The sequence below is a fragment of the Hyphomonadaceae bacterium BL14 genome (assembly GCA_027627705.1).
Taxonomy (GTDB): domain Bacteria; phylum Pseudomonadota; class Alphaproteobacteria; order Caulobacterales; family Maricaulaceae; genus Oceanicaulis.
This window is the reverse complement of record CP091242.1, coordinates 220733-240328: the sequence shown is the minus strand read 5'-3', so window position 1 is coordinate 240328 and position 19596 is coordinate 220733. Positions and strand designations below refer to the sequence as shown.

The window sequence follows — 19596 nt, the reverse complement described above, 5'->3', positions numbered from 1 at the left end:
GGAGACTTGGAGCGATAAATGAGCGCTGCACACGCCCTGTCGGAGGACCGCCTGCTCGCCGAAGTGCGCGCCCGTGATGATGCGCTCTACCGGCTGGATACATTCGACAACAGCCTGGTCATGGAGACGCTGGTCAACACCAAGCTGAGCCGTGACCGCCTGAAGCGCATGGGTCCTCGCACCGCGATGATGGACCATCCCTACGTCCAGAAGCGCGCCGCCCAGCCCTTCAAGAGATATCAGGGGGCGGCGCAGATCCCGCTGGATGACTATCGCGACACGCCCCTCCGAACAGGGCTGGGCGAACTGGTGCACACGCGCAAAAGCACAAAAGACTATGGCGCACAGCCGCTGTCACTGATGCATTTGGGCGCACTGTTGTTCAACAGCTATGGCGTGATACGCACCGAACTGCTGCACGCTGACCGCATCCCCTGGCGCTTCCGGCCCATCCCCTCGCCGGGCGGGCTGTTCGCTTCGGAGATTTATGTGATCGCCCTCAGCAGCGATCTGGAACGCGGCCTGTATCACTACCGGCCCGACCTCAATGTTCTCGAGCGGGTGCGCACGGGTGATTTTACCGACTTCGTGCGCCGGTCATGCGGCGTAGAGCCCTATATCGCGCCGGTGGAGCATCTGGGCGGTGTGATCATCACCACCTCGATGATCGAACGCCTCTACATCAAATACGGCGAGCGCAGCTATAAATTCATGCTGATCGAAACCGGCCTGCTGGCCCAGCAGCTCAGCCTGTGCGCCCACTCGCTGGGCCTGGGGTCGTGCATGCTGGGCGGCTATCTGGACGACGAGGTCCATGCCTTTCTCGGCGTAGATGGTGTGCTGGAAAGCGTCCAGAACCTGATGGTCGTGGGCATTCCCGATGGCTGAGCGCAAGCTGGAGCAGAACACCGGACCGATCGTCCAGGTCGCGGACCTGACCTATACCGTCCGGGGTCAGACCCTGCTGCACACAATCGGCTTCGACATCGCCGAGCACGAGGCTTTTGTCCTTCTGGGAGAGAACGGGTCCGGTAAGACCCTTCTGATCGAGGCGATGGCCGGCGACATCCGTCATCAGGGCAAAGTCAGCTGGCGCGCCGATGTGCCACGCGGACGGCGCGCCATCGCCTATGACGGCTTCGCCACGTTTTCGATGCTCAAAGTGGGTGAAGTGCTTAAGCTTCTGTCGGCGCTTTACAAACACCCGGTGGACCAGCGCCTGCACGAGGTGATGAAACTCGCAGAACTTGAACGCAAGGCGTTCGGCGTTCTGTCAAAGGGCGAACGCAAGCGCGTCGGAGTGTATGCCGCCCTGTTCAGTGCACCGGCCTTCGCCATCCTCGACGAACCTACGGACGGCATGGATCCGATGATGCGCTCCGCCTTCTGGCGGATTATCGAGCAGCGCTCGGGGGCTATCATGCTCACCACCCATATGTGGGATGAGGCCGAAGCCGTCCACGACCGCATCGCCCTGATCTCCGGCGGCCGCTTCCTGCATCCGCCCGCGCCCGCCGGAACTCTCAAGGCGCTGTTGCCGTTCGAGGGCAAGATCAAGACCGCCGCCCTGCCCGAAGCTGCGCGCCCGCCCGGTCAGGTCGTTACACGGGACGGGGTGAGCCTGGTGTTCTTCCGCGACGAGGCTGAACGCAAGGCCGTGATCGCCTGGCTGGGCGAGGCTGGCTTGGCCAACGCCGGCTACTCGGTGCTGCCCATTGATCTGGCCGATGTTTATCACTGGCTGTCGGAGCAGGCTCATGGCTCGTAGCAGTGCCTTCGCCGCCCTGCTGAAAGTCCAGGCGCTTGCGTCGGCGCGCTCGTTCGCCTCGACCTTCTACTCCATCATCCTGCCTTCCTTCCTGTTCGTGATTTTCGGGCTCGTATTCCGCATCGACGCCGAATACGCGGTGTTCTTCCTGCCCGGCATGATGGGCGTGATGGCCAGCAGCGACGCGCTGTTCGCGGTAGGACCCGTGATCAAGGCCTATTACCAGCAAGGGATTGTGCGCGAGTTCAAGAACTATCCCGTGCCCACGGCCTGGCTGTTCATCACCTTCATCATGGTCCGCCTCGTGGTCGTGGCAATCTCTTCGGCCCTTCTGGTCGCGCTGTCAGCGCTGCTGTTCGGCTACCTGCCCGGCCCGGGCACGCTGGCTCTCTACGGAGCTGGCGTCGTTCTGTGCTTTGCGATCTATGCCTTCCTGGCGCTGGCCATCAGCTTCTGGGGCGCCCGCGACGGCCGCGATCAGGGCCTGATCAGTGCCTATTATTTCCTCGGCATGTTCCTGTCCGACGCCTATTTTGTACTGAGCGCGCGCGGCGCCTGGCTGGACGCGGTCGGCTACGCCTTTCCCCTCAAGCCTGTGCTCCAGATCATGCGTGGCGACGCCTCTGCGCTCCTGCCCGCCGCAATCTGGGCCGTTCTGTCCGTGTCCGCTGCTCTGTTTATCCTGTCGCGCGTGCGCTTCGCCCGGGCGGCCTAGCCCATGGAGGTCCCTATGGTTCAGATCAACGCCCTGCCCCGACTGATCTCTGCTGCTGCAGCGGCCGTGTTCATTGCCGCCTGCAATGGCGAGGCCGGACCAGCCAGAACGCCCGTCGCGTCCGCCGCGTCGGCCTTCGAATCTACTGATCCCGGAGCGCTGGCCGGGATTCAGGACCGGATCACCGCCGCACTCGCGTCGGCCCCGGACGCCCGGGCAGGCGCGCTTGAAGACCAGACCTCAGCACTGGAAGCGGTCGAGCCGGGGAATGCCGAGGCGCTGGCGTATTATCGCGACTACTGGCTCGCCTACGCGCTCTATCAGCTCTCCATCGAGCGCCAGCGCGCGGGCCGGGTGGAGGATCCGCAAGCACCGCTGCAGCGCGCCATGACACTGCTGGACCAGATCACGCCGCGCGACAGCGAGGCCTATGCGCTGCACGCCATGGCGGCCGGGCTCAATCTGCAATTCGTGCCGCGCCAGGAGATCATGATCGCCATCGGGGATGTGAATGCGAGCCTGGCCCAGGCGCTGGCGCTGGATCCGGACAATGTACGTGGCCTGTACGCCAACGCGCTGTCAGACTGGAATACGCCGCCCGAGTTCGGCGGGCGCCAGCGCGCCGAGGCCTATCTGCGCCGTGCCGTGGCTGCCCCCGAAGAGGCGGCGCGCCCGCTGGCACCGACCTGGGGTCACGACCTCGCGCATGCACTGCTGGTGGACATTCTGCTCGACACGGACCGGGCTGACGAGGCGCAGGCGGTCTACGAGACGGCGCGGGCCCGCTTCCCGGACAGTGCTGAGCTTGCAGCGCTCGCCGGGCGCTTCTGATCGGCGCGTCATGCGCGCCCTGACATGGTCCCTGGCGCTGGCTGCCGTGCTCACAGCACCTGCGGCGGCGGTCATCCAGCCAGAAACGGGCGCAGAACCGCATGCCGAGATCATCCTGACCGACGGACGCCCCGCCGCTTTTGCGGAAGTGGAGGTCATCAGCCAGAGTGGCCGTCGCGTCGGCCTGGCAGGCTCGGACGGCCGGTTCACCCTGCGCGGGGAAGAACTGGCCGATCCCGAAGCGCGCGTGATCGTTCGCGCACCAGGCCTGCCCGACCGATCTATCACCATGGCGGAGTTGCGTGCCAGCGCCCTGGTGGTCGCGATGCGCCCCGCGTCCGCTGCGGCTGTGGACCGGGTAGTGGTTACCGGCCGGCGCATTTCGCGCGCCTTTGCACCGCGCACGCTGGACCGGCTGAGCATTCTGACCGGTGCCGCATCGCGCGCTGATCCTGTACTGGCGGTGGATGCGTTCGCCTTCTCCACCAATACTGAAGGGTCCGCCGAACTATCGCTGCGCGGCATCCGGCCCTCCGCCAACCGTGTCTATTTCAATGACATTCCTCTCTACGAAACCGCGCGCGGCTCAGGGATCGATCTGATCACCCGCTCCGGTTCCGTCCTCAGCCCGAGCCTCGTGGCGGAGGTGGAAATACATCCCTCCAACCCTCCCAGCTTTCTGGCGGGCAGCACAGGAGGGGCCTTGCGCCTGCTGCCGGACACAATCGCCCGCGATGGCGCGTTTGCCTTCGCCTCCACCGCCGGGGTCAGCGGCGCGCTCACCCGCGCGGGGTCCAGTCCGTCGCGATTCGTGCAGGGTTTCGCCACCGTCACCGATCTGGCCCCCGCCCAGGCTCTCAATCCCGGCCTGTCCCAAACGCTCGACCATTTCCGCAGCCAGAGCGTGGGCCTGTTCGTCCAGTCCGGTGCGGCCGACCGGGTCTCGGCGCAGGGCCTGTTGCAGATTGATGCCGAGGACGGGGCTTATCCTATCAATCTGTTTGGATATGAGGACGTGTTCGCCAATCGGCGCCAGCGGGCCTATGCGCTCGCTTCAGCCGAACGGGTCTTTGGCACCTGGAGGGTGAAGCTTGACGGCGCAGCGACCGGGTCACGCACGCGCGAGCGCTTCGGCAATCTCGCGACTGACAGCAGCAATCGCTATCTGTTCGCGGCGCTGGACGCCGCCGGGTCGCCATCGCCGGATCTCGAACTGCGCTTCGGAGCGGACCTGGAATCCGTGCGTCTGGTTTCGGATGGCGACGGCCCGGCCGATCCGCTGGTTTTCGATCCGGCAGCCCCGTCCGCTCCGATTGATCGCCGCGAGAGCGCCACAGGGGCGCACATCTACATCTACGCCACCCGGCGACTGGGTGACGTGGCCAGCACTTTCGCCGGCCTGCGCCAACCGGTCAGCGGCGATGGCGGGACAGGGTATCAGGCCGGGCTCAGCCTGACGCCGGACGGCGGTCGCAATCGCATCACGCTGGCTGGTGGGCGCTATTATGGCACGGACATTCCCCGGCTCGCCGCTGACGGACCCATTCGTCAGGCGCGTACCGATCAAGCCGCGCTCGACGTCACCCGCCGCCTGTCCTTCGGCACGGCATCACTGGCAGTATTCGCCAGCGAAACCGAAACGGACGGGTCATCACGCGTGCGGTCTGCCGGTGGGGAAGCGTCGATGACGGCAGAGCTCACGTCCAACCTGGATATCAGCCTCGCCCTCACCCATTTGCGCCAGCGCATCGACACCCCCCAGGGGCAAGTCACCGGCGGCAGCGATTTGCCGATCATTGCCCGCGCCAGCGTGTCCTACGCCCTGACCGCCACCCGTCTTTTCAATCTGTCGTATACTGCGCGCTCTGGCGTCCCGGTCACAAACTATGCTGGTGCCGAGCCGTCTGTACTGGTGCCGGGATTCGACCGGCCCGTCTTCGGACCATTCAATAGTGAGCGCCTGGGTGCTTATCACAGCCTTGACGTCAATGTCGTCAGCCTCGCGCGCTTTGTGCCGGGCGACGTCAAACCCATCGGCTTCATCGCCCTGACCAATGTGCTCAATCAGAGCAATGCGCGCGCCCTGTCGCCACAGCCCGGCTTCACGCAAACGCGTGAGCTGAGCTTTCCAGGCCGCGCTGTGACCATTGGACTGGCCTGGACATTTTGAGCTGACCTTACTCGCGCGGCGCAAAGCCCTCGGGCCAGGCAATATCCACCCCTTCGCGAAATTCCGGCGGTCCGTCTGTGCGCAGGCGGCACTCCTGCCAGACCAGTATGGCGGCGGCATTGAGGAAGACCGAGCTATTGCTTAGGTTGCTCTTATGTGCAAACGCAGCCATAGAGTTGAGCATCTCGATCAGATACCCAGCCGCTTCATCTGCTGGCGCAGGCTCGGTCAGGAGCGAGTAGCTATCTGGAAAGGCTTCGGAATCATCGGACATGCCAGCTGCGCCATATCGAGAAAACAACCCCTAGGCGCACTATTTGCATATACTACTACTAAATGCAAGCTGGCGTGGTCAGCGCGCTCTTGTTGACTCCATGCAGGCCTTCACCCACTTTCCGCCGCCGCTGCGCCGGATGATCCGCGCACCGATCCCGCGCCGTTGTGAGTCGCTCAGAACCCATGAATGTTGTCGTCGTCGAATCCCCCGCAAAGGCCAAGACCATCAACAAGTATCTCGGCGCGGACTATGTCGTGCTGGCGAGCTTCGGCCATGTGCGCGATCTGCCGGCCAAGGACGGATCGGTGCGTCCGGACGAGGATTTCGCGATGGACTGGGAGGTCGATCCCAAGTCTCAGACCCGCATCAAGGCCATCGCAGACGCCCTGAAAGACGCCGACACGCTGATCTTGGCCACTGACCCGGATCGCGAGGGTGAAGCGATCTCCTGGCATTTGCTCGAAGCGCTGACCAAGCGCCGGGCGCTGAAAGACAAGCGCATCCAGCGTGTGGCGTTTAACGCCATCACCAAAAAGGCCATCAATGACGCGATGGCCAAGCCGCGTGACGTGGATATGGAGCTGGTCCAGGCGTATCTCGCCCGGCGCGCGCTGGATTATCTGGTCGGGTTCACACTGTCACCCGTGCTGTGGCGCAAGCTGCCCGGATCCCGCTCTGCAGGCCGGGTGCAGTCAGTCGCGTTGCGCCTGATCACAGAGCGCGAAAGCGAGATTGAGCGCTTCAAGGCGCAGGAATACTGGTCGGTTGACGCCGATGTCCGCGCCGACGGCGCGCCAGGCACTTTCCGCGCCCGCCTCTCGCGCTTTGAAAACGAGAAAATCACACGCCTGACCATCGGCGAAGAAAAGCGCGCCCGCGCCGCCGAGACCGCTATTCGCGAAGCGGCCTTTAAGATCGCCGCGGTGGAGGCCAAGCCGGCCAAGCGCAATCCGCCGCCGCCCTTCACCACCTCGACCCTGCAGCAGGAAGCCTCTCGCAAGCTGGGTTTCGACGCCCAGCGCACCATGCGCACAGCCCAGCGCCTCTATGAAGGCGTGGAAATCGGCGGCGAGACGGTTGGCCTGATCACCTATATGCGAACCGACGGCGTTACGATGGACGGCGGCGCGGTGGCCGAAGCCCGCGCGGTCATCCAGAACGAGCATGGGCCGGACTTCGTGCCCGAGAAGCCGCGCTTTTACAGCTCGAAAGCGCGCAACGCCCAGGAAGCCCACGAGGCGATCCGCCCGACCAGCTTTACGCGCAGCCCGGACACGCTGCGTCTGGAAGCCGATCAGGCCAAGCTCTACGCCCTGATCTGGAAACGCGCCGTTGCCAGCCAGATGGAAAGCGCACGGCTTGAGCGCACCACCATTGATCTGGAAAACCCGGACGGGTCGCTGGCCCTGCGCGCCACAGGGTCGGTGCTGATGTTCCCGGGATATTTCGCTCTCTATCAGGAAGGGCGCGACGACGAGGAGGACGAGAGCGAAAGCCGTCTGCCCGCCGTCACGCAAGGTGCCGGGGCGCGCGCCGAGCAGACCTTCACAGAGCAGCACTTCACCCAGCCGCCGCCGCGCTTCACCGAAGCCTCGCTGGTAAAGCGGCTGGAGGAGCTCGGCATCGGGCGGCCCTCCACCTATGCAGCGACATTGTCTGTGCTGCGCGACCGCGAATACGTGCGCATGGATGACAAACGTTTCGTGCCCGAGGATAAGGGCCGGGTGGTCATCGCGTTCCTGGAGAACTTCTTCAAGCGCTATGTGGAATACGATTTCACGGCCGCTTTGGAAGACCAGCTCGACAAGGTGTCCGCCGGCGAGATGGACTGGAAGGACGTGCTGCGCGCGTTCTGGAAGGACTTCTCGGCCAGCGTGGAAGACATCAAGGATTTGCGCATCGGCGACGTGATCGACGCGATGAATATCGCGCTTGAACCGCTGATCTATCCGCCGCGCGAGGACGGGTCCGACCCGCGCATCTGCCCGTCGTGCAATGTCGGCACGCTATCGCTGCGCCTGGGCAAGCACGGAGCGTTCGTGGGCTGCTCCAACTATCCTGACTGCCGCTATACGCGCCCGCTAGGCGTCAATGAGCCGCCCCCCGGCGCTGGCGGCGATGGTGCACTGGGCGAGCACCCGGACACGGGGGCGACGATCTATATCAAGGACGGGCGCTTTGGCCCGTATCTGGAAATGACCATCGAGGGCGAGGAGAAGCCCCGCCGCGGCTCCCTGCCCAAGGGCTGGAGCCCGTCTGACCTCACGCTGGAGCAGGCGATCAAGCTGATCGACCTGCCGCGCCTGGTCGGCCTGCACCCGGAGGATGGCGAGCCCATCGAGGCCGGCATTGGCCGCTATGGCCCGTTCGTGCGCCACGGCTCCACCTACGCCAACCTCGCCAATGGCGAGGAAGTGTTTGAGGTAGGCGTGAACCGGGCTGTGGACCTGATCGCCCAGAAAAAAGCCGGGCGCGGCCAGCGCGGCGGTGCATCGGCGGCCCCGCTCAAGGAGCTGGGCGAGCACCCGTCCGAGGGCGGGCCGATCCAGGTGATGAGTGGGCGCTACGGCCCGTACGTCAAACATGGTAAGACGAACGCCACCCTGCCCCGCGGCATGGACCCGCAAGCGGTCACTCTGGAGCAGGCCGTCGAGCTGATCGCCGCCAAGGCAGGCAAGACCGGCGGCGCGAAGAAGGCGCCCGCCAAAAAGACCCCAGCGAAGAAAGCCCCGGCCAAGAAGGCCGCAGCCAAAAAGCCTGCGGCGAAAAGGGCTGCCCCGAAGAAAGCCGCTGCCAAGACCGCAGCCCCCAAGAAGGATGCATCTTGAGCCGCGACCCCTATGAAGCACACGGGTTCACCCGCAAGGGCCTGATCGAGGCGATCAAGCTGGGCGAAGGCCGCTTCACCAAGCGGGAGCTGGCCCGGGCACTGGGGATTTCCGGCGATCAGAGGATCGGGCTCAAGGACGCCTTGCGTGCCCTGGAAGCCGAAGGGGCGATCCGTAAGACCGGGGCGAAAGCCTACGATATCGCCGGCGGATTGCCGCCGGTGAGCGTATTGGAAGTGTACGACCGGGATGTGGATGGCGAATTCCTGTGCCGGCCCGTGAAAGCCGAGCTGCAAGGCCCTGTCATTCGCCTGGCACCTGAACGCAAGTCCGGCCGGACGCAGCCCGCCGGGGTCGGCGACCGGGTACTCGCCAAGCTGATCCCCGATGATGAAGGCGGCTATGACGCGCAGGTTATGCGTGTTCTGGGACAGGCCTCCGAACGGATACTGTGCGTGCTGCGCCTCTCTGGTCCCGGCGAAGCGCGCCTGATCCCGGTGGACAAGCGCGCGCGTCATGAGCTGATTCCGGCCCGCGGCGAGGCTCACAAGGCAACCGACGGCGATCTGGTCAGCGTGCGCGTGGAATCTGAGCGCCGCCATGGACTGAAGACCGCTGTCATCGAAGAGGTGATCGGGCGCGCCGACAGCCCGCGCGCCGGCTCCATCATCGCCATGGCCGAGCATGGCGTGCCTGAAGGGTTTTCCGACGCCGAGCTCAAAGAGGCCGAGGCGATCCGCCCGGCAGCCATGGGCAAGCGCACCGATCTGCGCGACATTCCGCTGATCACAATCGACCCCCACGATGCGCGCGACCATGACGATGCGGTCTGGGCGGCACCCGATGACGATCCGAAGAATGGCGGCGGCTGGGTGGTGATGGTCGCGATCGCCGATGTGGCCGCCTACGTCCGCGCCGGGTCGCCACTGGACAAGGGCGCACGCAATCGCGGCGTCTCGGTCTACCTGCCCGACCGGGTCGCGCCCATGCTGCCCGAGCGACTGTCCAACGATTTGTGTTCTCTGAAAGAGGGCGAGGAGCGGCCTTGCCTGGCCGTACGCATGGTGTTTGACCGGGACGGCCACAAGCGCGGCCATGCCTTCATCCGCGGCTGGATGCGCTCTGCCGCCAGCCTGTCCTATGAGGACGCGCAGGACGCCATTGACGGCCGCGGCAAGGGCAAGGCCGAGACTCTGCTGGACGGCGTGCTCAAACCCCTTTGGGGTGCCTATGAGGCACTGAAACGTGCGCGCACGCGGCGCGAACCGCTGGAGATTGACGCCCCCGAGCGCAAGATTGTCATCGGCGAGGACGGAGCGGTTCTGGGCGTGAAACTGCGCGCCCGATTCGACGCCCACAAGCTGATCGAAGAGATGATGATCCAGGCCAATGTGGCCGCGGCCGAAGCGCTGGAAGAAAAGCGCACCGCGCAGATTTACCGCGTTCACGATGAGCCGGGCTCTCAGAAGCTGGAAAACCTCGCCGAGTTCCTGCCCCAGGTGGGCCTGAAATGGGCGCGCGGCGACCGGGTTACGCCTGCGCGCTTCAATGTGGTGCTCAAGGCGGCTGAAGGCGGCGAGCATTACGAGACCGTCAATGAGGTGGTTCTGCGCAGCCAGTCCCAGGCGGTCTATGACACCAACAATATCGGCCATTTCGGGCTCAATCTGGAGCGCTACTCCCACTTCACCTCGCCGATCCGGCGCTATGCCGACCTGACAATCCATCGCGCGCTGATCCGCGCCTGGAAGCTGGGCGAAGACGGGCAGAGCGATGAAGAGCGCAGCCAGCTGGAGGCCATCGCCGAGGAAACCACCTTCAATGAGCGCCGTGCCATGGCCGCAGAGCGCGATGCCGTGGACCGCTACATCGCCGGTTGGCTGTCGTCGCGCACCGGCGGAGATTTCGACGGCCGCATCACCGGCGTCACGCGGTTCGGCCTGTTTGTGCGGCTGGATGAAACCGGTGCCGATGGACTATGCCCCATCTCTCAGCTGGGCGACGAGTATTTCGCCCATGACGAAGGCGCGCACGCCCTGGTGGGCCAGCGCACGGGCGCGCGCTTCCGGCTTGGCATGCGCGTCAAGGTGCGTCTGGTAGAGGCCACGCCCGTGACGGGCGGGCTGATATTCGCCATGCTGACGCCTCCTGAAGCTGGAGATCCGAATCGGGGCCGCTCATCCGCACGTTCTGGCCGCAAAGGCTTTGAACGCCGCCCGGGCGGCCGCCCGAACAAAGCCCATGGCCGACGCAAAAGCTGATAACCGCGTTTCAACGCCTGCCAAGCAACGCCCCCGTCTGGCAGCGTCGCTGATCCTGACGCGCAAGCGTGCCAACGGCGAGGTCGAGCTCCTGCTGGGCCGGCGCTCCGGCGGTCATGTCTTCATGCCCCAGAAATACGTGTTTCCGGGCGGCCGCGTGGACCGGGCGGATGGTTATGCCCCGCTGGCGCGCGAGCCGCGCGACGATGTGCGCGCCGTACTCACCCGGGTGCTGAGCGAACGGCGCGCGCGCGCCGCTGCCGCCGCCGCGCTGCGCGAAACCGCCGAAGAAACCGGGCTTCTCCTCGCCCAGCCAGGGGCCATCAAGCGTCCGGGCCTGGCCTGGCAGGCCTTCGCCTCAGCCGGCGTGCGTCCGGACGCGGCCGCCCTTGATCTGGTGGCGCGCGCAATCACGCCGCCAGGGCGCACGCGCCGCTTTGACGCCTGGTTCTTCCACGCCGAAGCCGATCAGATCCATGGCGAGAGCCGCCTGGTCAGCAATGGCGAGCTGGAGGATTTGCGCTGGGTGGAGCTCGACGCCGCGCGCCATCTCGATATCCCGATCATCACCCGCTTCGTCCTGTCCGAGCTGGAGGCGCGTATGGCGCGGCGCGACGCGCCGGTGCGCTGCGCCCGGGTGACCCCCAGGGGCCCAAGAGTGGACGAGATATGAGCCGGCCCGCCGATACCGCTGCGCTATTGCTGATCGATCCTCACAGCGGACGCCTGGCGCTGGGGCGTGATGAGACGGGTCTGGTTACGCCCATGGTCCGGCCGGCGCGCGGCGATGGCGCTGGCCCCGTAACCACGCCTGCCCTGCCGCAAACAGCTCTGGGGGCACCGGAGAGCCGGACGGCGGCCTTTCAAGACGCATCCCTGCGCGCCTTGTTCGAGTGCCTCGGGCAATTGGTCGCACGTCCGGGCCCCGTTGACGCCAAGCTCACCCGTGAGGGTGGCTGGGGCCGCATCGCGCGCCACCAGCTCGTCCCGGACCGCGGCGCACTGGTGTATCTGGGCCGCGCGATTGATCCCGTCGACGCCCCGCACCGGCGCCATGTGCGCGTCTTCACCGCTCCGTTGAGCGCTGTATCCAACTCAATCAAGCGGCGAGGCCGGTGCGAGCGTCTGGTCTGGCTGGACCCGGCGGCCGCCGAACACAGCCTGGACGATCCCGCCTTGACTCCCTTCCTTCTGCGGGCGCTGCAAGGCGCCGGGACGCCGGCGCTGAAAGTGACATTTCGCGCAGGACACAGGCTGGAACAGCCGCTATAGCCGCCAGCATCATGGCCATCCGATTTCTCACTGATCCCGCGCTCGGGCGCACGCGTTCGCTGTGCGCCGCCATATTGTGTGCGGCCATGGCGGGGTGCGGATTTGGCCTGTTGATGCCGCTGGTGGCGCTCAATCTGGAGGCCATGACCGGATCGGCGGCCGTGGTCGGCCTGAACGCCGCTGCCGCTGCGATCTCCACCATCGTCGCCACGCCGCTCATCCCGCCGCTGCTGGCGCGCACACCACCGCGTGTGACGATCGCCGCCTGCGCAGCCCTGACCGGCTTGGGAATTCTGATTTTTCCGTTCCTGCCTGATGTCACGATCTGGTTTGTGCTGCGCTTTGTGATTGGCCTGGCGGTGACGGTGATCTTCGTGGCCAGCGAAACCTGGATCAACCAGCTGGCCAAGCCCGAAAGCCGGGCGGGCCTGCTCGCGGTGTACGCCACGGTGCTGTCGGGCGGCTTTGGGTCAGGCGGCATCCTGCTGGCAGTGCTGGGATCGCAAGGCTTCGCGCCCTGGATCGCCGGCGGGGCGATCTTCCTGCTGGGCACCGTGCCGATTCTGCTCCTGAAAGGACCGGATCTGGTGGCACCAGACCGGGCCGATTCCGGACCGCTGGCATTGTGGAATGCCGGACGGCTGGCACCGGTGGCGATCCTCGCGGGCTTTGTGTTTGGTGCCCTGGAGACCGGAATCTTTGCTCTTGTGCCGGTCTATGCCGAGCGCCTGGGCTTCACCGAAACGGTGGTGGGCCTGCTGGTCGCAGTCGGCGCGCTGGGGGCCATCGCCATGCAGATCCCTATCGGACGCTTCGCCGACCGGGCAGGCCGTCTGGTCACCCTGCGCCTGATCGCGGGCGCCGCGGTTGTGCTGGCACTGCTGATTGCCATCGCCGGCGCACGGCTGTGGGCGCTCTATCCGATGATCTTCCTCTATGTCGGCATCGCCAGCGCATTCTACACCGTTGGCCTGGCCCTGATCGGTGAGCGGGTGCGGCCCGGACAGCTTGCCAGCGCCAACGCCGCCTTCATCTTCGCCTATGGCGCGGGATCGCTTGCCGGACCGGTCAGTGCGGGCGCGGCTATGGACGCGTTCAACCCGTGGGGCCTGCTGCTGGCCTTCGCACTGTTCGCCGCGTTCTATCTCGCCGTGGCATGGCGGGCCAAGGAGCGCTGAGCCGTGCGCATGGCCAAGGATTGACACCGGCGCGCGCGTGCGTATGTTCCGCCGCTCGCAATGCGCCCGGGCCTGCCTGGGCGCGCCATCTCATTCGACCGGGTGCTCGACCATGGCCAAACCGACAACCATCAAGATCCGCCTGAACTCGACGGCGGGCACGGGTTATTTCTACGTGACGAAGAAAAACGCCCGGACCATGACCGAGAAGCTCGTGCTGAAAAAGTACGACCCGGTCGCGCGCAAGCACGTTGAGTTCAAGGAAGGCAAGATCAAGTAGGCTGCCGTTTGCTGATCAAGCTGAAACCAATTTATTGAGAGAGGCTGCGTGGATCACGCGGCCTTTTTCTTTGCGCCGACAACCTGGTTGCGGCCCGAGGCTTTGGCCTCATAAAGCGCGGCATCAGCGCGCCCGATCAGGTCTTCCACATCATCACCCGGGCGCGCCTCGGCGACGCCCACAGACACGGTCACGCTCAAGTCACCTTCAGGCCCGTTGAACGCATCCCGGGCCACCGCGGCGCGCACGCGCTCGGCCGCCTCCAGTGCCGCATCGGCCCGCGTGCCTGGCAGGATCAGGATAAACTCCTCGCCACCAAATCGTGCGGCGATGTCGATGGCGCGCATCTCGCGCATGATACGCGCGGCGAAGCCTTCCAGCACGGCGTCGCCAGCCGCGTGGCCCCACGTGTCATTGATGCGTTTGAAATGGTCGATATCCATCAGCGCCGCCGAAACCGGTTCGCCTCCCGCCGCCAGGCCGTCGAGCGCCTGGCCCAGGCGCGAGCTGGCATAACGGCGATTGAACAGGCCGGTCAGCGGATCCTTCACCGCCATCTCGAGGCTTTCCTCAAGCCGGTCGCGCAGGGCGTCCGCATAGGTCTTGCGCCGGATCTGGGTGCGGGCGCGCGCCGCCAGCTCGCCGCCATCGATGGGGCGGGCGATGACATCGTTCACCCCAAGGTCCAGCGCGCGCACCATGGTGCGCCGGTCATCGGCCTCCACCACCGCCAGGATCGGCAACTGGCGCGTCGCCGCCTCCGAGCGGACGCGTGCGCACAGGCGCAGGCCGTCAAAGCGGGGCGAGGATACATCTACGATCATCAGATCATGACCATCGGCCAGGTGCGCCGCCTCGCGCGGATCGCAGACTGCACGCGCGACAAAAGGCTCCACCAGCTTGGCGGCGAGGCGCTCGGCCCCTGCCTGATCCGCGCCGACCACCAGCACAGAGCCGCCCTGAAGTGGCGCATCAGGCTCGGCCTCCGCTTCGCGCTCGCGATGGCGCAGCCGCAGCTCGTCCATGATTACTTTGAGCCGCAGGAGAGAGCGCACGCGGGCAAACAGCGCCACATCGTCCACCGGCTTGGTCAGAAAATCATCAGCGCCCGCTTCAAGTCCCGTGATCCGGTCGGCGCGCTGGTCCAGCGCGGTGATCATCACGACGGGGATGTGGCGCGTGACCGGGTCAGCCTTCAGGCGGCGGCAGGTTTCAAACCCGTCAATGCCAGGCATCATCACGTCGAGCAGAATGATGTCCGGCTCGTGGCTGCGCGCCAGCGTCAGGCATTCATACCCGTCAGCGGCCTGTAGCACCTCGAAATACTCGGCACTCAGCCGCGCCTCCAGGAGGCGCCGGTTGGTCTCGATATCATCGACCACCAGAACGCGCGCGCTCATGTCTGTATCCGCCTCAACCGAGGAACTTGCGTACAGTTTCGATGAAGCTCGCCACGGTGATCGGCTTGGACAGATAGCCCTCGCAGCCTCCCTGGCGGATCCGCTCCTCGTCGCCTTTCATGGCGAAGGCTGTGACGGCCACCACGGGAATGCTCGCCAGCGTCTCGTCATTCTTCAGCCATTTGGTGACGTCCAGCCCCGACACCTCGGGTAGCTGGATATCCATGAGAATGAGATCCGGCATGTGCTCACGCGCCATATCCAGCGCCTTGAGCCCTTCGCGCGTCTGCACGGTTTCAAAACCATGCGCCTCGAGCAGATCACGAAACAACTTCATGTTCAGCTCGTTGTCTTCAACGATCAGAACTTTTTTGGGCATGACCTGCAGCATGAGACCGCGCTTCCCCAATCGCTCCGCCTATTGGCGTGAGCAGTGACCATCCACAACGCAGTAAACCTCACTTTCCTTAATCAAGAATGAGTCTGGCCGGTTTCCCGGACAGGCGGAACAGGATATGAACACGAAAAATCTGGTCAGGGAAGCGCGATGCCTCGTCTGGGCATAGATCTGGGCGGCACCAAGATCGAAGCCGCCATCCTCGAAGACGACGGCGCGATGAGCGTGCGCGAGCGCATACCCACGCCCGCCACCTATGACGCGAAAATCACCGCTATGGCTGATCTGGTCCGGGCCGTGGAGAGCCGCCGGGGTCTGGGGCCGCTGAACACGGGCCTGGGCCATCCCGGTTCCCACAACCCGCGCACCGGCCTGATGCGCAATGCCAATTCCACAGCGCTGAACGGACACGCGCTTGACCGCGACATCTCCGCTGCGCTGGACCGCGAGGTGCGCTGTGCCAATGACGCCAACTGCTTTGCCCTGTCCGAGGCGCGCGACGGGGCCGGGGCCGGCGCTGCCAGCCTGTTCGGGGTCATTGTGGGCACCGGCGTGGGCGGCGGGCTGGTGATACGTGGCGAACTTGTTACCGGCGCTGACGGCAATACGGGCGAATGGGGCCATACCGCCTTGCCCTGGCCGGTGCCCGAGGAGGTCCCCGGCCCCGCCTGCTATTGCGGGCTGCACGGATGTGTCGAGGCCTGGTGCTCCGGCCCCGCGCTCGCCAGAGATCATGCCCGCGTGACCGGCGAAACCCTCACGGCCGAAGCCATCGCGGCGGCGGCTGCGGCGGGAGAGCCAGCCGCGCGTGCCAGTCTTGACCGGCACGAGGCCCGGCTGGCCCGGGCGCTGGCCAGCGTGGTCAATATTGTCGACCCGGATGTCATTGTGCTGGGCGGCGGGCTGTCGAACCTGCCTGGCTTGCCTGAACGGGTGGAACAGGCGCTGGCGCGTTGGGCGTTCACAGATGAACTGGTCACGCGGATCCGGCGTCATAACCACGGCGACTCCTCCGGTGTGCGCGGGGCCGCCTGGCTGTGGCCGGCATGAGCGCGCCGGGCTGGTGCCGCAAATGCCTGATGCCGGTGGCTGCGGACGATCCCGCCTGCCCGGCCTGCGGCGCGCGCCAGGCCCTGCGCCATCGCGAACTCGATACGCTGTCCATCGCCCATATCGACTGTGATGCCTTCTACGCCGCGATCGAAAAGCGCGACGATCCCTCGCTGGAGCATAGGCCGGTCATCGTCGGCGGCGGGCGCCGGGGCGTGGTGGCGACCTGCTGCTATGTGGCCCGCCTGTATGGCGTTCGCTCGGCCATGCCCATGTTCAAGGCGCTGGCAGCCTGTCCTGACGCCGTGGTGGTTCCTCCGCGCATGAGCGTCTACGCGGCTGAAGGCAAGCGCATCCGCGAGATGATGGAGGCCGTGACGCCGCTTGTAGAGCCGCTCTCCATCGACGAGGCCTTCATCGATCTGTCCGGCACTGCCCGCCTCCACGGTGCCCCGCCCGCCCTGACCCTGCTCAGGTTGCAGCGCGCCATCCGCGAGAGCGTGGGCGTGACAGTATCGGTGGGGCTGAGCTTCAACAAGTTTCTCGCCAAGACAGCGTCCGAGCTCGACAAGCCCAATGGATTTGCCGTGATCGGGCGGGCCGGGGCGCCGGACTTCCTGAAGGCGATGAAAGTCTCGGCGGTCTTCGGCGTCGGCCCGGCGACGGCCAAAAAGCTTGAAGCCGACGGTCTCCGGACGCTGGGCGATGTCCTCGCCCGCCCTGAGCGCGAGCTGATCGCCCGCCATGGCGAGACCGGGTGGCGGCTCCTGTGCCTGGCACGCGGCGAGGATGCCCGCACTGTCAATCCCGACCGCGACCGCAAATCGGTTTCCGCCGAGACCACATTCGAGGAGGATATCGCCAGCAAGGAGGTCCTGAAGGACAGGCTCTGGCCCCTGTGTCTCAAGGTCGCTGACCAGATCAAATCAAAAGGCATGGCAGGCCGGGTGGTGACGCTCAAACTCAAAACCGACCGGTTCAAGACCCTCACCCGCCGGCGCACGCTCCACGACCCGGCCCAGCTGGCTGACACCCTGTTCCGCCATGCCTGCGCCATGCTGGATTCGGAAGCCGATGGCGTGCGCTACCGCCTGATTGGGGCAGGGTATGGCGATCTGACGCCTGAAGCCGGCGATGCGGGCGATCTGGCTGATCCTGGCGCGCTGCGCCGCGCCGCCGCTGAACGCGCCATGGACGCCGCCCGGGCGCGGTTCGGCACGTCCGCCGTGATCAAGGGCCGCATGCTCGGCCGCGACAAAGCCTGATTGCGAAGGGCCGGCTCAGGTCTCGCCCGCCAGCCGCAGCGCGGGCCCCGGCACCGGCGCATCGCGCACCTCCAGCACCGCATGGCAATCAGCGAGGAAGCGCTCTCCGGCAGCGCCGCCATCATCGGTCCAGGACCGCGCCAGGGTGCGGGTGAAAAAGCGAGTCAGCGCCGCACGCCAAGCGCCGTCCGGGTCCTGTCCCTCGCGCTGGACGCGGGCGCAGGATTCGATGGCGGACTCGTAGACCTCGGCCAGCCAGGCCAGCGTGTCGTGGGCCTCCTCCAGACGTGATCCGGACCCGGCACCGCCGCCCGCGCGCCGCTCACCCTCACGCAGCGCGGCCAGATGGGCGCGGCTGAGCGTGGCACTGGGCTGGTCGCCCGCGCACTGGCCCGCGCGCGGCGTCAGATCGGCCAGCTGGCGCGTTACGCGCAGGCCCAGCAGCAAATCCTGTCTTATGCGGGCCAGCTGGACGGGGGTGGTGTGCAGACGGCGCTGATCCAGCAGCGCGCGGCCAGCGCTTTCAAGCAGCTGCCAGAGGGTGCCACGATGGGTGTCAGTGATAGCGTGACGCGCGCAGATGCGGTCGATATCGGCCGGATCATACAGTTGATCGCCATCCAGAATGACGAACCGTGCCGCCCCGTCCTCACACAACCGCGCCATGCGTGTCCTCCCGGCCTGACCTGTGCGACTCAAGGATGAGCCCAGTCAGGTGACACACTGTGACTGAAAGATTAACGCACGCGAAGCCGCGAGCGGCATGCCGGCGCATCTCGGTTGTGGAAAACCTGAGGGCGTGCGCCCCGGAAAATGGTACCGCCTCCCTGGATTGAACAGGGGACCTCTAGATCCACAATCTAGCGCTCTAACCAACTGAGCTAAGGCGGCATGCCATGACGGGCGCGCACGAGCGAGAGACCCGCCGTGCGCAGGGCGCGGAAACTAGCTTCGGGGCGCGCCGCGCGCAAGACCTGCGCGCGGCTGGCTTGCAGGGGGGCGTCAGGCGTAGCCGCGGCTGCGCAGATGGGCATTGAGCGCGTTCATGCGCACCTCATCGGACGGGTGGGTGGACAACAGCGCCGGCGGCGCGCCGCGGCTCTGCTGCGCCATCATGCCTTGCCAGAACGTCACCGATTCGGTGGGCCGATAATTGGCGCGCGCCATGTAGTCCACGCCGATCCGATCGGCCTCCAGCTCGTGGCGGCGTGAATAGGGCAGCAAGACACCGAAGGTCAGCCCGGCACCCAGAACCCCTGCCCAGGCACCGGCGTTCTGGACATCAGCCGAGTCCAGCGCCACAGCGGCGAGCCCTGTCGCCAGTCCGGCGGCCATTTGCTGGGAGGCCCGCTCCTGAGCGTGGCGGCCCGCAACATGGGCGGCCTCGTGTCCCATTACTGTCGCAAGCTGGTCGTCATTGCGGGTGACCTCCAGAAGGCCGCGATACACGCCGACCTTGCCATTGGGCAGCACCCAGGCGTTCACCTCATCGGAATCGAACACCACGAACTCCCAGTCGTGATGGGTCATGCCCGAAGCATTGGCGATGCGTCCGCCGACGCGGTCGGCTTGGGCGCGCAGGGTGCGGTTGGTGCTGACCCGCTCGCGCTGGCGCGCGGCCTGCCAGGTCTGGTCTGACAATTGGGCAATCTGCGCGTCGGATACCAGCATGAGCTGGCGGCGGCCAAGTTCGGGATTGTCTGCTGTACATCCGGCCGCCGCGAACGGGAACACCGTGCCGGCAGCCAGGCCAGCCAGCAGCTCTCGCCGGCCCAATCGAACCTTGGGCAAGGCGTTGAATTCTGTCTGAGTCAGCATGCTGTCCCCTTCTCTCGACATCACCCGAAGCGGGCGCGGTTTAAAGATTTCCGGCGACTTCGCCATGGAAACGCCGCACGAATATC

General features: G+C 65.9%; 18 protein-coding genes and 1 tRNA gene. 13 read left to right on the top strand and 6 right to left on the bottom strand.

Annotated elements, in window-relative coordinates; translation table 11 throughout:
- Positions 1-18: 18 nt before the first annotated feature.
- From L2D00_01055 to L2D00_01035, 5 genes are read left to right on the top strand one after another with little or no spacing between them, the layout of a single operon-like run.
- Entirely contained in the window at positions 19-888 is an 870-nt protein-coding gene (locus tag L2D00_01055; protein WBQ13289.1) for a SagB/ThcOx family dehydrogenase, read from the top strand.
- Positions 881-1768: an ABC transporter ATP-binding protein gene (locus L2D00_01050; protein WBQ13288.1), complete on the top strand. Its 888-nt coding sequence runs from the start codon at positions 881-883 to the stop codon at positions 1766-1768. The genes L2D00_01055 and L2D00_01050 overlap by 8 nt, the downstream gene beginning before the upstream one ends.
- Positions 1758-2483, top strand: coding sequence for an ABC transporter permease (locus L2D00_01045; GenBank protein ID WBQ13287.1), 726 nt, complete (start codon positions 1758-1760; stop codon positions 2481-2483). Before L2D00_01050 ends, L2D00_01045 begins: the two co-directional genes overlap by 11 nt.
- A gap of 15 nt (positions 2484-2498) precedes the next feature.
- Positions 2499-3314: a hypothetical protein gene (locus L2D00_01040; protein WBQ13286.1), complete on the top strand. Its 816-nt coding sequence runs from the start codon at positions 2499-2501 to the stop codon at positions 3312-3314.
- A gap of 10 nt (positions 3315-3324) precedes the next feature.
- The gene (locus L2D00_01035) at positions 3325-5484 is read left to right on the top strand and encodes a hypothetical protein (protein ID WBQ13285.1); all 2160 of its coding nucleotides are present in this window, start codon (positions 3325-3327) and stop codon (positions 5482-5484) included.
- Between the two features lie 7 nt (positions 5485-5491).
- Here L2D00_01035 and L2D00_01030 read toward each other — a convergent pair whose 3' ends face one another.
- Entirely contained in the window at positions 5492-5758 is a 267-nt protein-coding gene (locus tag L2D00_01030) for a hypothetical protein (protein WBQ13284.1), read from the bottom strand.
- A 185-nt stretch (positions 5759-5943) separates the two neighbouring features.
- Here L2D00_01030 and topA point away from each other — a divergent pair, with 185 nt between their 5' ends.
- From topA to rpmG, 6 genes are all read left to right on the top strand, one after another.
- A complete protein-coding gene (gene topA / locus L2D00_01025; protein ID WBQ13283.1) occupies positions 5944-8589 on the top strand; it encodes a type I DNA topoisomerase in 2646 nt (881 codons plus the stop codon).
- Positions 8586-10850, top strand: a complete 2265-nt coding sequence (rnr, locus tag L2D00_01020; protein WBQ13282.1) for a ribonuclease R — start codon at positions 8586-8588, stop codon at positions 10848-10850. Before topA ends, rnr begins: the two co-directional genes overlap by 4 nt.
- Positions 10831-11523: an NUDIX domain-containing protein gene (locus L2D00_01015; GenBank protein ID WBQ13281.1), complete on the top strand. Its 693-nt coding sequence runs from the start codon at positions 10831-10833 to the stop codon at positions 11521-11523. The genes rnr and L2D00_01015 overlap by 20 nt, the downstream gene beginning before the upstream one ends.
- The gene (locus tag L2D00_01010) at positions 11520-12122 is read left to right on the top strand and encodes a hypothetical protein (GenBank protein WBQ13280.1); all 603 of its coding nucleotides are present in this window, start codon (positions 11520-11522) and stop codon (positions 12120-12122) included. Before L2D00_01015 ends, L2D00_01010 begins: the two co-directional genes overlap by 4 nt.
- Positions 12123-12133: 11 nt before the next feature.
- A complete protein-coding gene (locus tag L2D00_01005; GenBank protein ID WBQ13279.1) occupies positions 12134-13300 on the top strand; it encodes an MFS transporter in 1167 nt (388 codons plus the stop codon).
- A gap of 112 nt (positions 13301-13412) precedes the next feature.
- Positions 13413-13580, top strand: a complete 168-nt coding sequence (gene rpmG / locus L2D00_01000) for a 50S ribosomal protein L33 (protein ID WBQ13278.1) — start codon at positions 13413-13415, stop codon at positions 13578-13580.
- 53 nt (positions 13581-13633) lie between these two features.
- On the opposite strand, the gene L2D00_00995 is transcribed toward rpmG, so the two are convergent.
- Together L2D00_00995 and L2D00_00990 are read right to left on the bottom strand one after the other, a co-directional pair.
- Positions 13634-14980, bottom strand: coding sequence for a PleD family two-component system response regulator (locus tag L2D00_00995; GenBank protein WBQ13277.1), 1347 nt, complete (start codon positions 14978-14980; stop codon positions 13634-13636).
- A 13-nt stretch (positions 14981-14993) separates the two neighbouring features.
- Positions 14994-15359 (bottom strand): response regulator, encoded by a 366-nt coding sequence (locus L2D00_00990; protein ID WBQ14479.1) that lies wholly within the window; start codon positions 15357-15359, stop codon positions 14994-14996.
- 168 nt (positions 15360-15527) lie between these two features.
- Between L2D00_00990 and L2D00_00985 the strand changes: the two genes are divergently transcribed.
- Positions 15528-16427: an ROK family protein gene (locus L2D00_00985; GenBank protein WBQ13276.1), complete on the top strand. Its 900-nt coding sequence runs from the start codon at positions 15528-15530 to the stop codon at positions 16425-16427.
- Positions 16424-17692 (top strand): DNA polymerase IV, encoded by a 1269-nt coding sequence (locus L2D00_00980; protein WBQ13275.1) that lies wholly within the window; start codon positions 16424-16426, stop codon positions 17690-17692. Before L2D00_00985 ends, L2D00_00980 begins: the two co-directional genes overlap by 4 nt.
- Before the next feature lie 15 nt (positions 17693-17707).
- On the opposite strand, the gene L2D00_00975 is transcribed toward L2D00_00980, so the two are convergent.
- From L2D00_00975 to L2D00_00965, 3 genes are all read right to left on the bottom strand, one after another.
- Entirely contained in the window at positions 17708-18358 is a 651-nt protein-coding gene (locus L2D00_00975) for a hypothetical protein (GenBank protein WBQ13274.1), read from the bottom strand.
- Between the two features lie 148 nt (positions 18359-18506).
- Positions 18507-18583, bottom strand: a tRNA-His gene (locus L2D00_00970).
- A gap of 111 nt (positions 18584-18694) precedes the next feature.
- A complete protein-coding gene (locus L2D00_00965) occupies positions 18695-19510 on the bottom strand; it encodes a M48 family metallopeptidase (protein ID WBQ13273.1) in 816 nt (271 codons plus the stop codon).
- Positions 19511-19596 lie beyond the last annotated feature (86 nt).

Coding starts and splice junctions, on each gene's coding strand:
- L2D00_01030 (WBQ13284.1), bottom strand. CDS start 5,758: ATGTCCGATGATTCCGAAGCCTTTCCAGATAGCTACTCGCTCCTGACC.
- L2D00_00975 (WBQ13274.1), bottom strand. CDS start 18,358: ATGGCGCGGTTGTGTGAGGACGGGGCGGCACGGTTCGTCATTCTGGAT.
- L2D00_01010 (WBQ13280.1), top strand. CDS start 11,520: ATGAGCCGGCCCGCCGATACCGCTGCGCTATTGCTGATCGATCCTCAC.
- L2D00_00980 (WBQ13275.1), top strand. CDS start 16,424: ATGAGCGCGCCGGGCTGGTGCCGCAAATGCCTGATGCCGGTGGCTGCG.
- L2D00_00965 (WBQ13273.1), bottom strand. CDS start 19,510: ATGCTGACTCAGACAGAATTCAACGCCTTGCCCAAGGTTCGATTGGGC.
- L2D00_01015 (WBQ13281.1), top strand. CDS start 10,831: ATGGCCGACGCAAAAGCTGATAACCGCGTTTCAACGCCTGCCAAGCAA.
- L2D00_00995 (WBQ13277.1), bottom strand. CDS start 14,980: ATGAGCGCGCGCGTTCTGGTGGTCGATGATATCGAGACCAACCGGCGC.
- L2D00_01055 (WBQ13289.1), top strand. CDS start 19: ATGAGCGCTGCACACGCCCTGTCGGAGGACCGCCTGCTCGCCGAAGTG.
- rpmG (WBQ13278.1), top strand. CDS start 13,413: ATGGCCAAACCGACAACCATCAAGATCCGCCTGAACTCGACGGCGGGC.
- L2D00_01050 (WBQ13288.1), top strand. CDS start 881: ATGGCTGAGCGCAAGCTGGAGCAGAACACCGGACCGATCGTCCAGGTC.
- L2D00_01040 (WBQ13286.1), top strand. CDS start 2,499: ATGGTTCAGATCAACGCCCTGCCCCGACTGATCTCTGCTGCTGCAGCG.
- L2D00_00990 (WBQ14479.1), bottom strand. CDS start 15,359: ATGCCCAAAAAAGTTCTGATCGTTGAAGACAACGAGCTGAACATGAAG.
- L2D00_01035 (WBQ13285.1), top strand. CDS start 3,325: ATGCGCGCCCTGACATGGTCCCTGGCGCTGGCTGCCGTGCTCACAGCA.
- L2D00_00985 (WBQ13276.1), top strand. CDS start 15,528: ATGCCTCGTCTGGGCATAGATCTGGGCGGCACCAAGATCGAAGCCGCC.
- L2D00_01045 (WBQ13287.1), top strand. CDS start 1,758: ATGGCTCGTAGCAGTGCCTTCGCCGCCCTGCTGAAAGTCCAGGCGCTT.
- topA (WBQ13283.1), top strand. CDS start 5,944: ATGAATGTTGTCGTCGTCGAATCCCCCGCAAAGGCCAAGACCATCAAC.
- L2D00_01005 (WBQ13279.1), top strand. CDS start 12,134: ATGGCCATCCGATTTCTCACTGATCCCGCGCTCGGGCGCACGCGTTCG.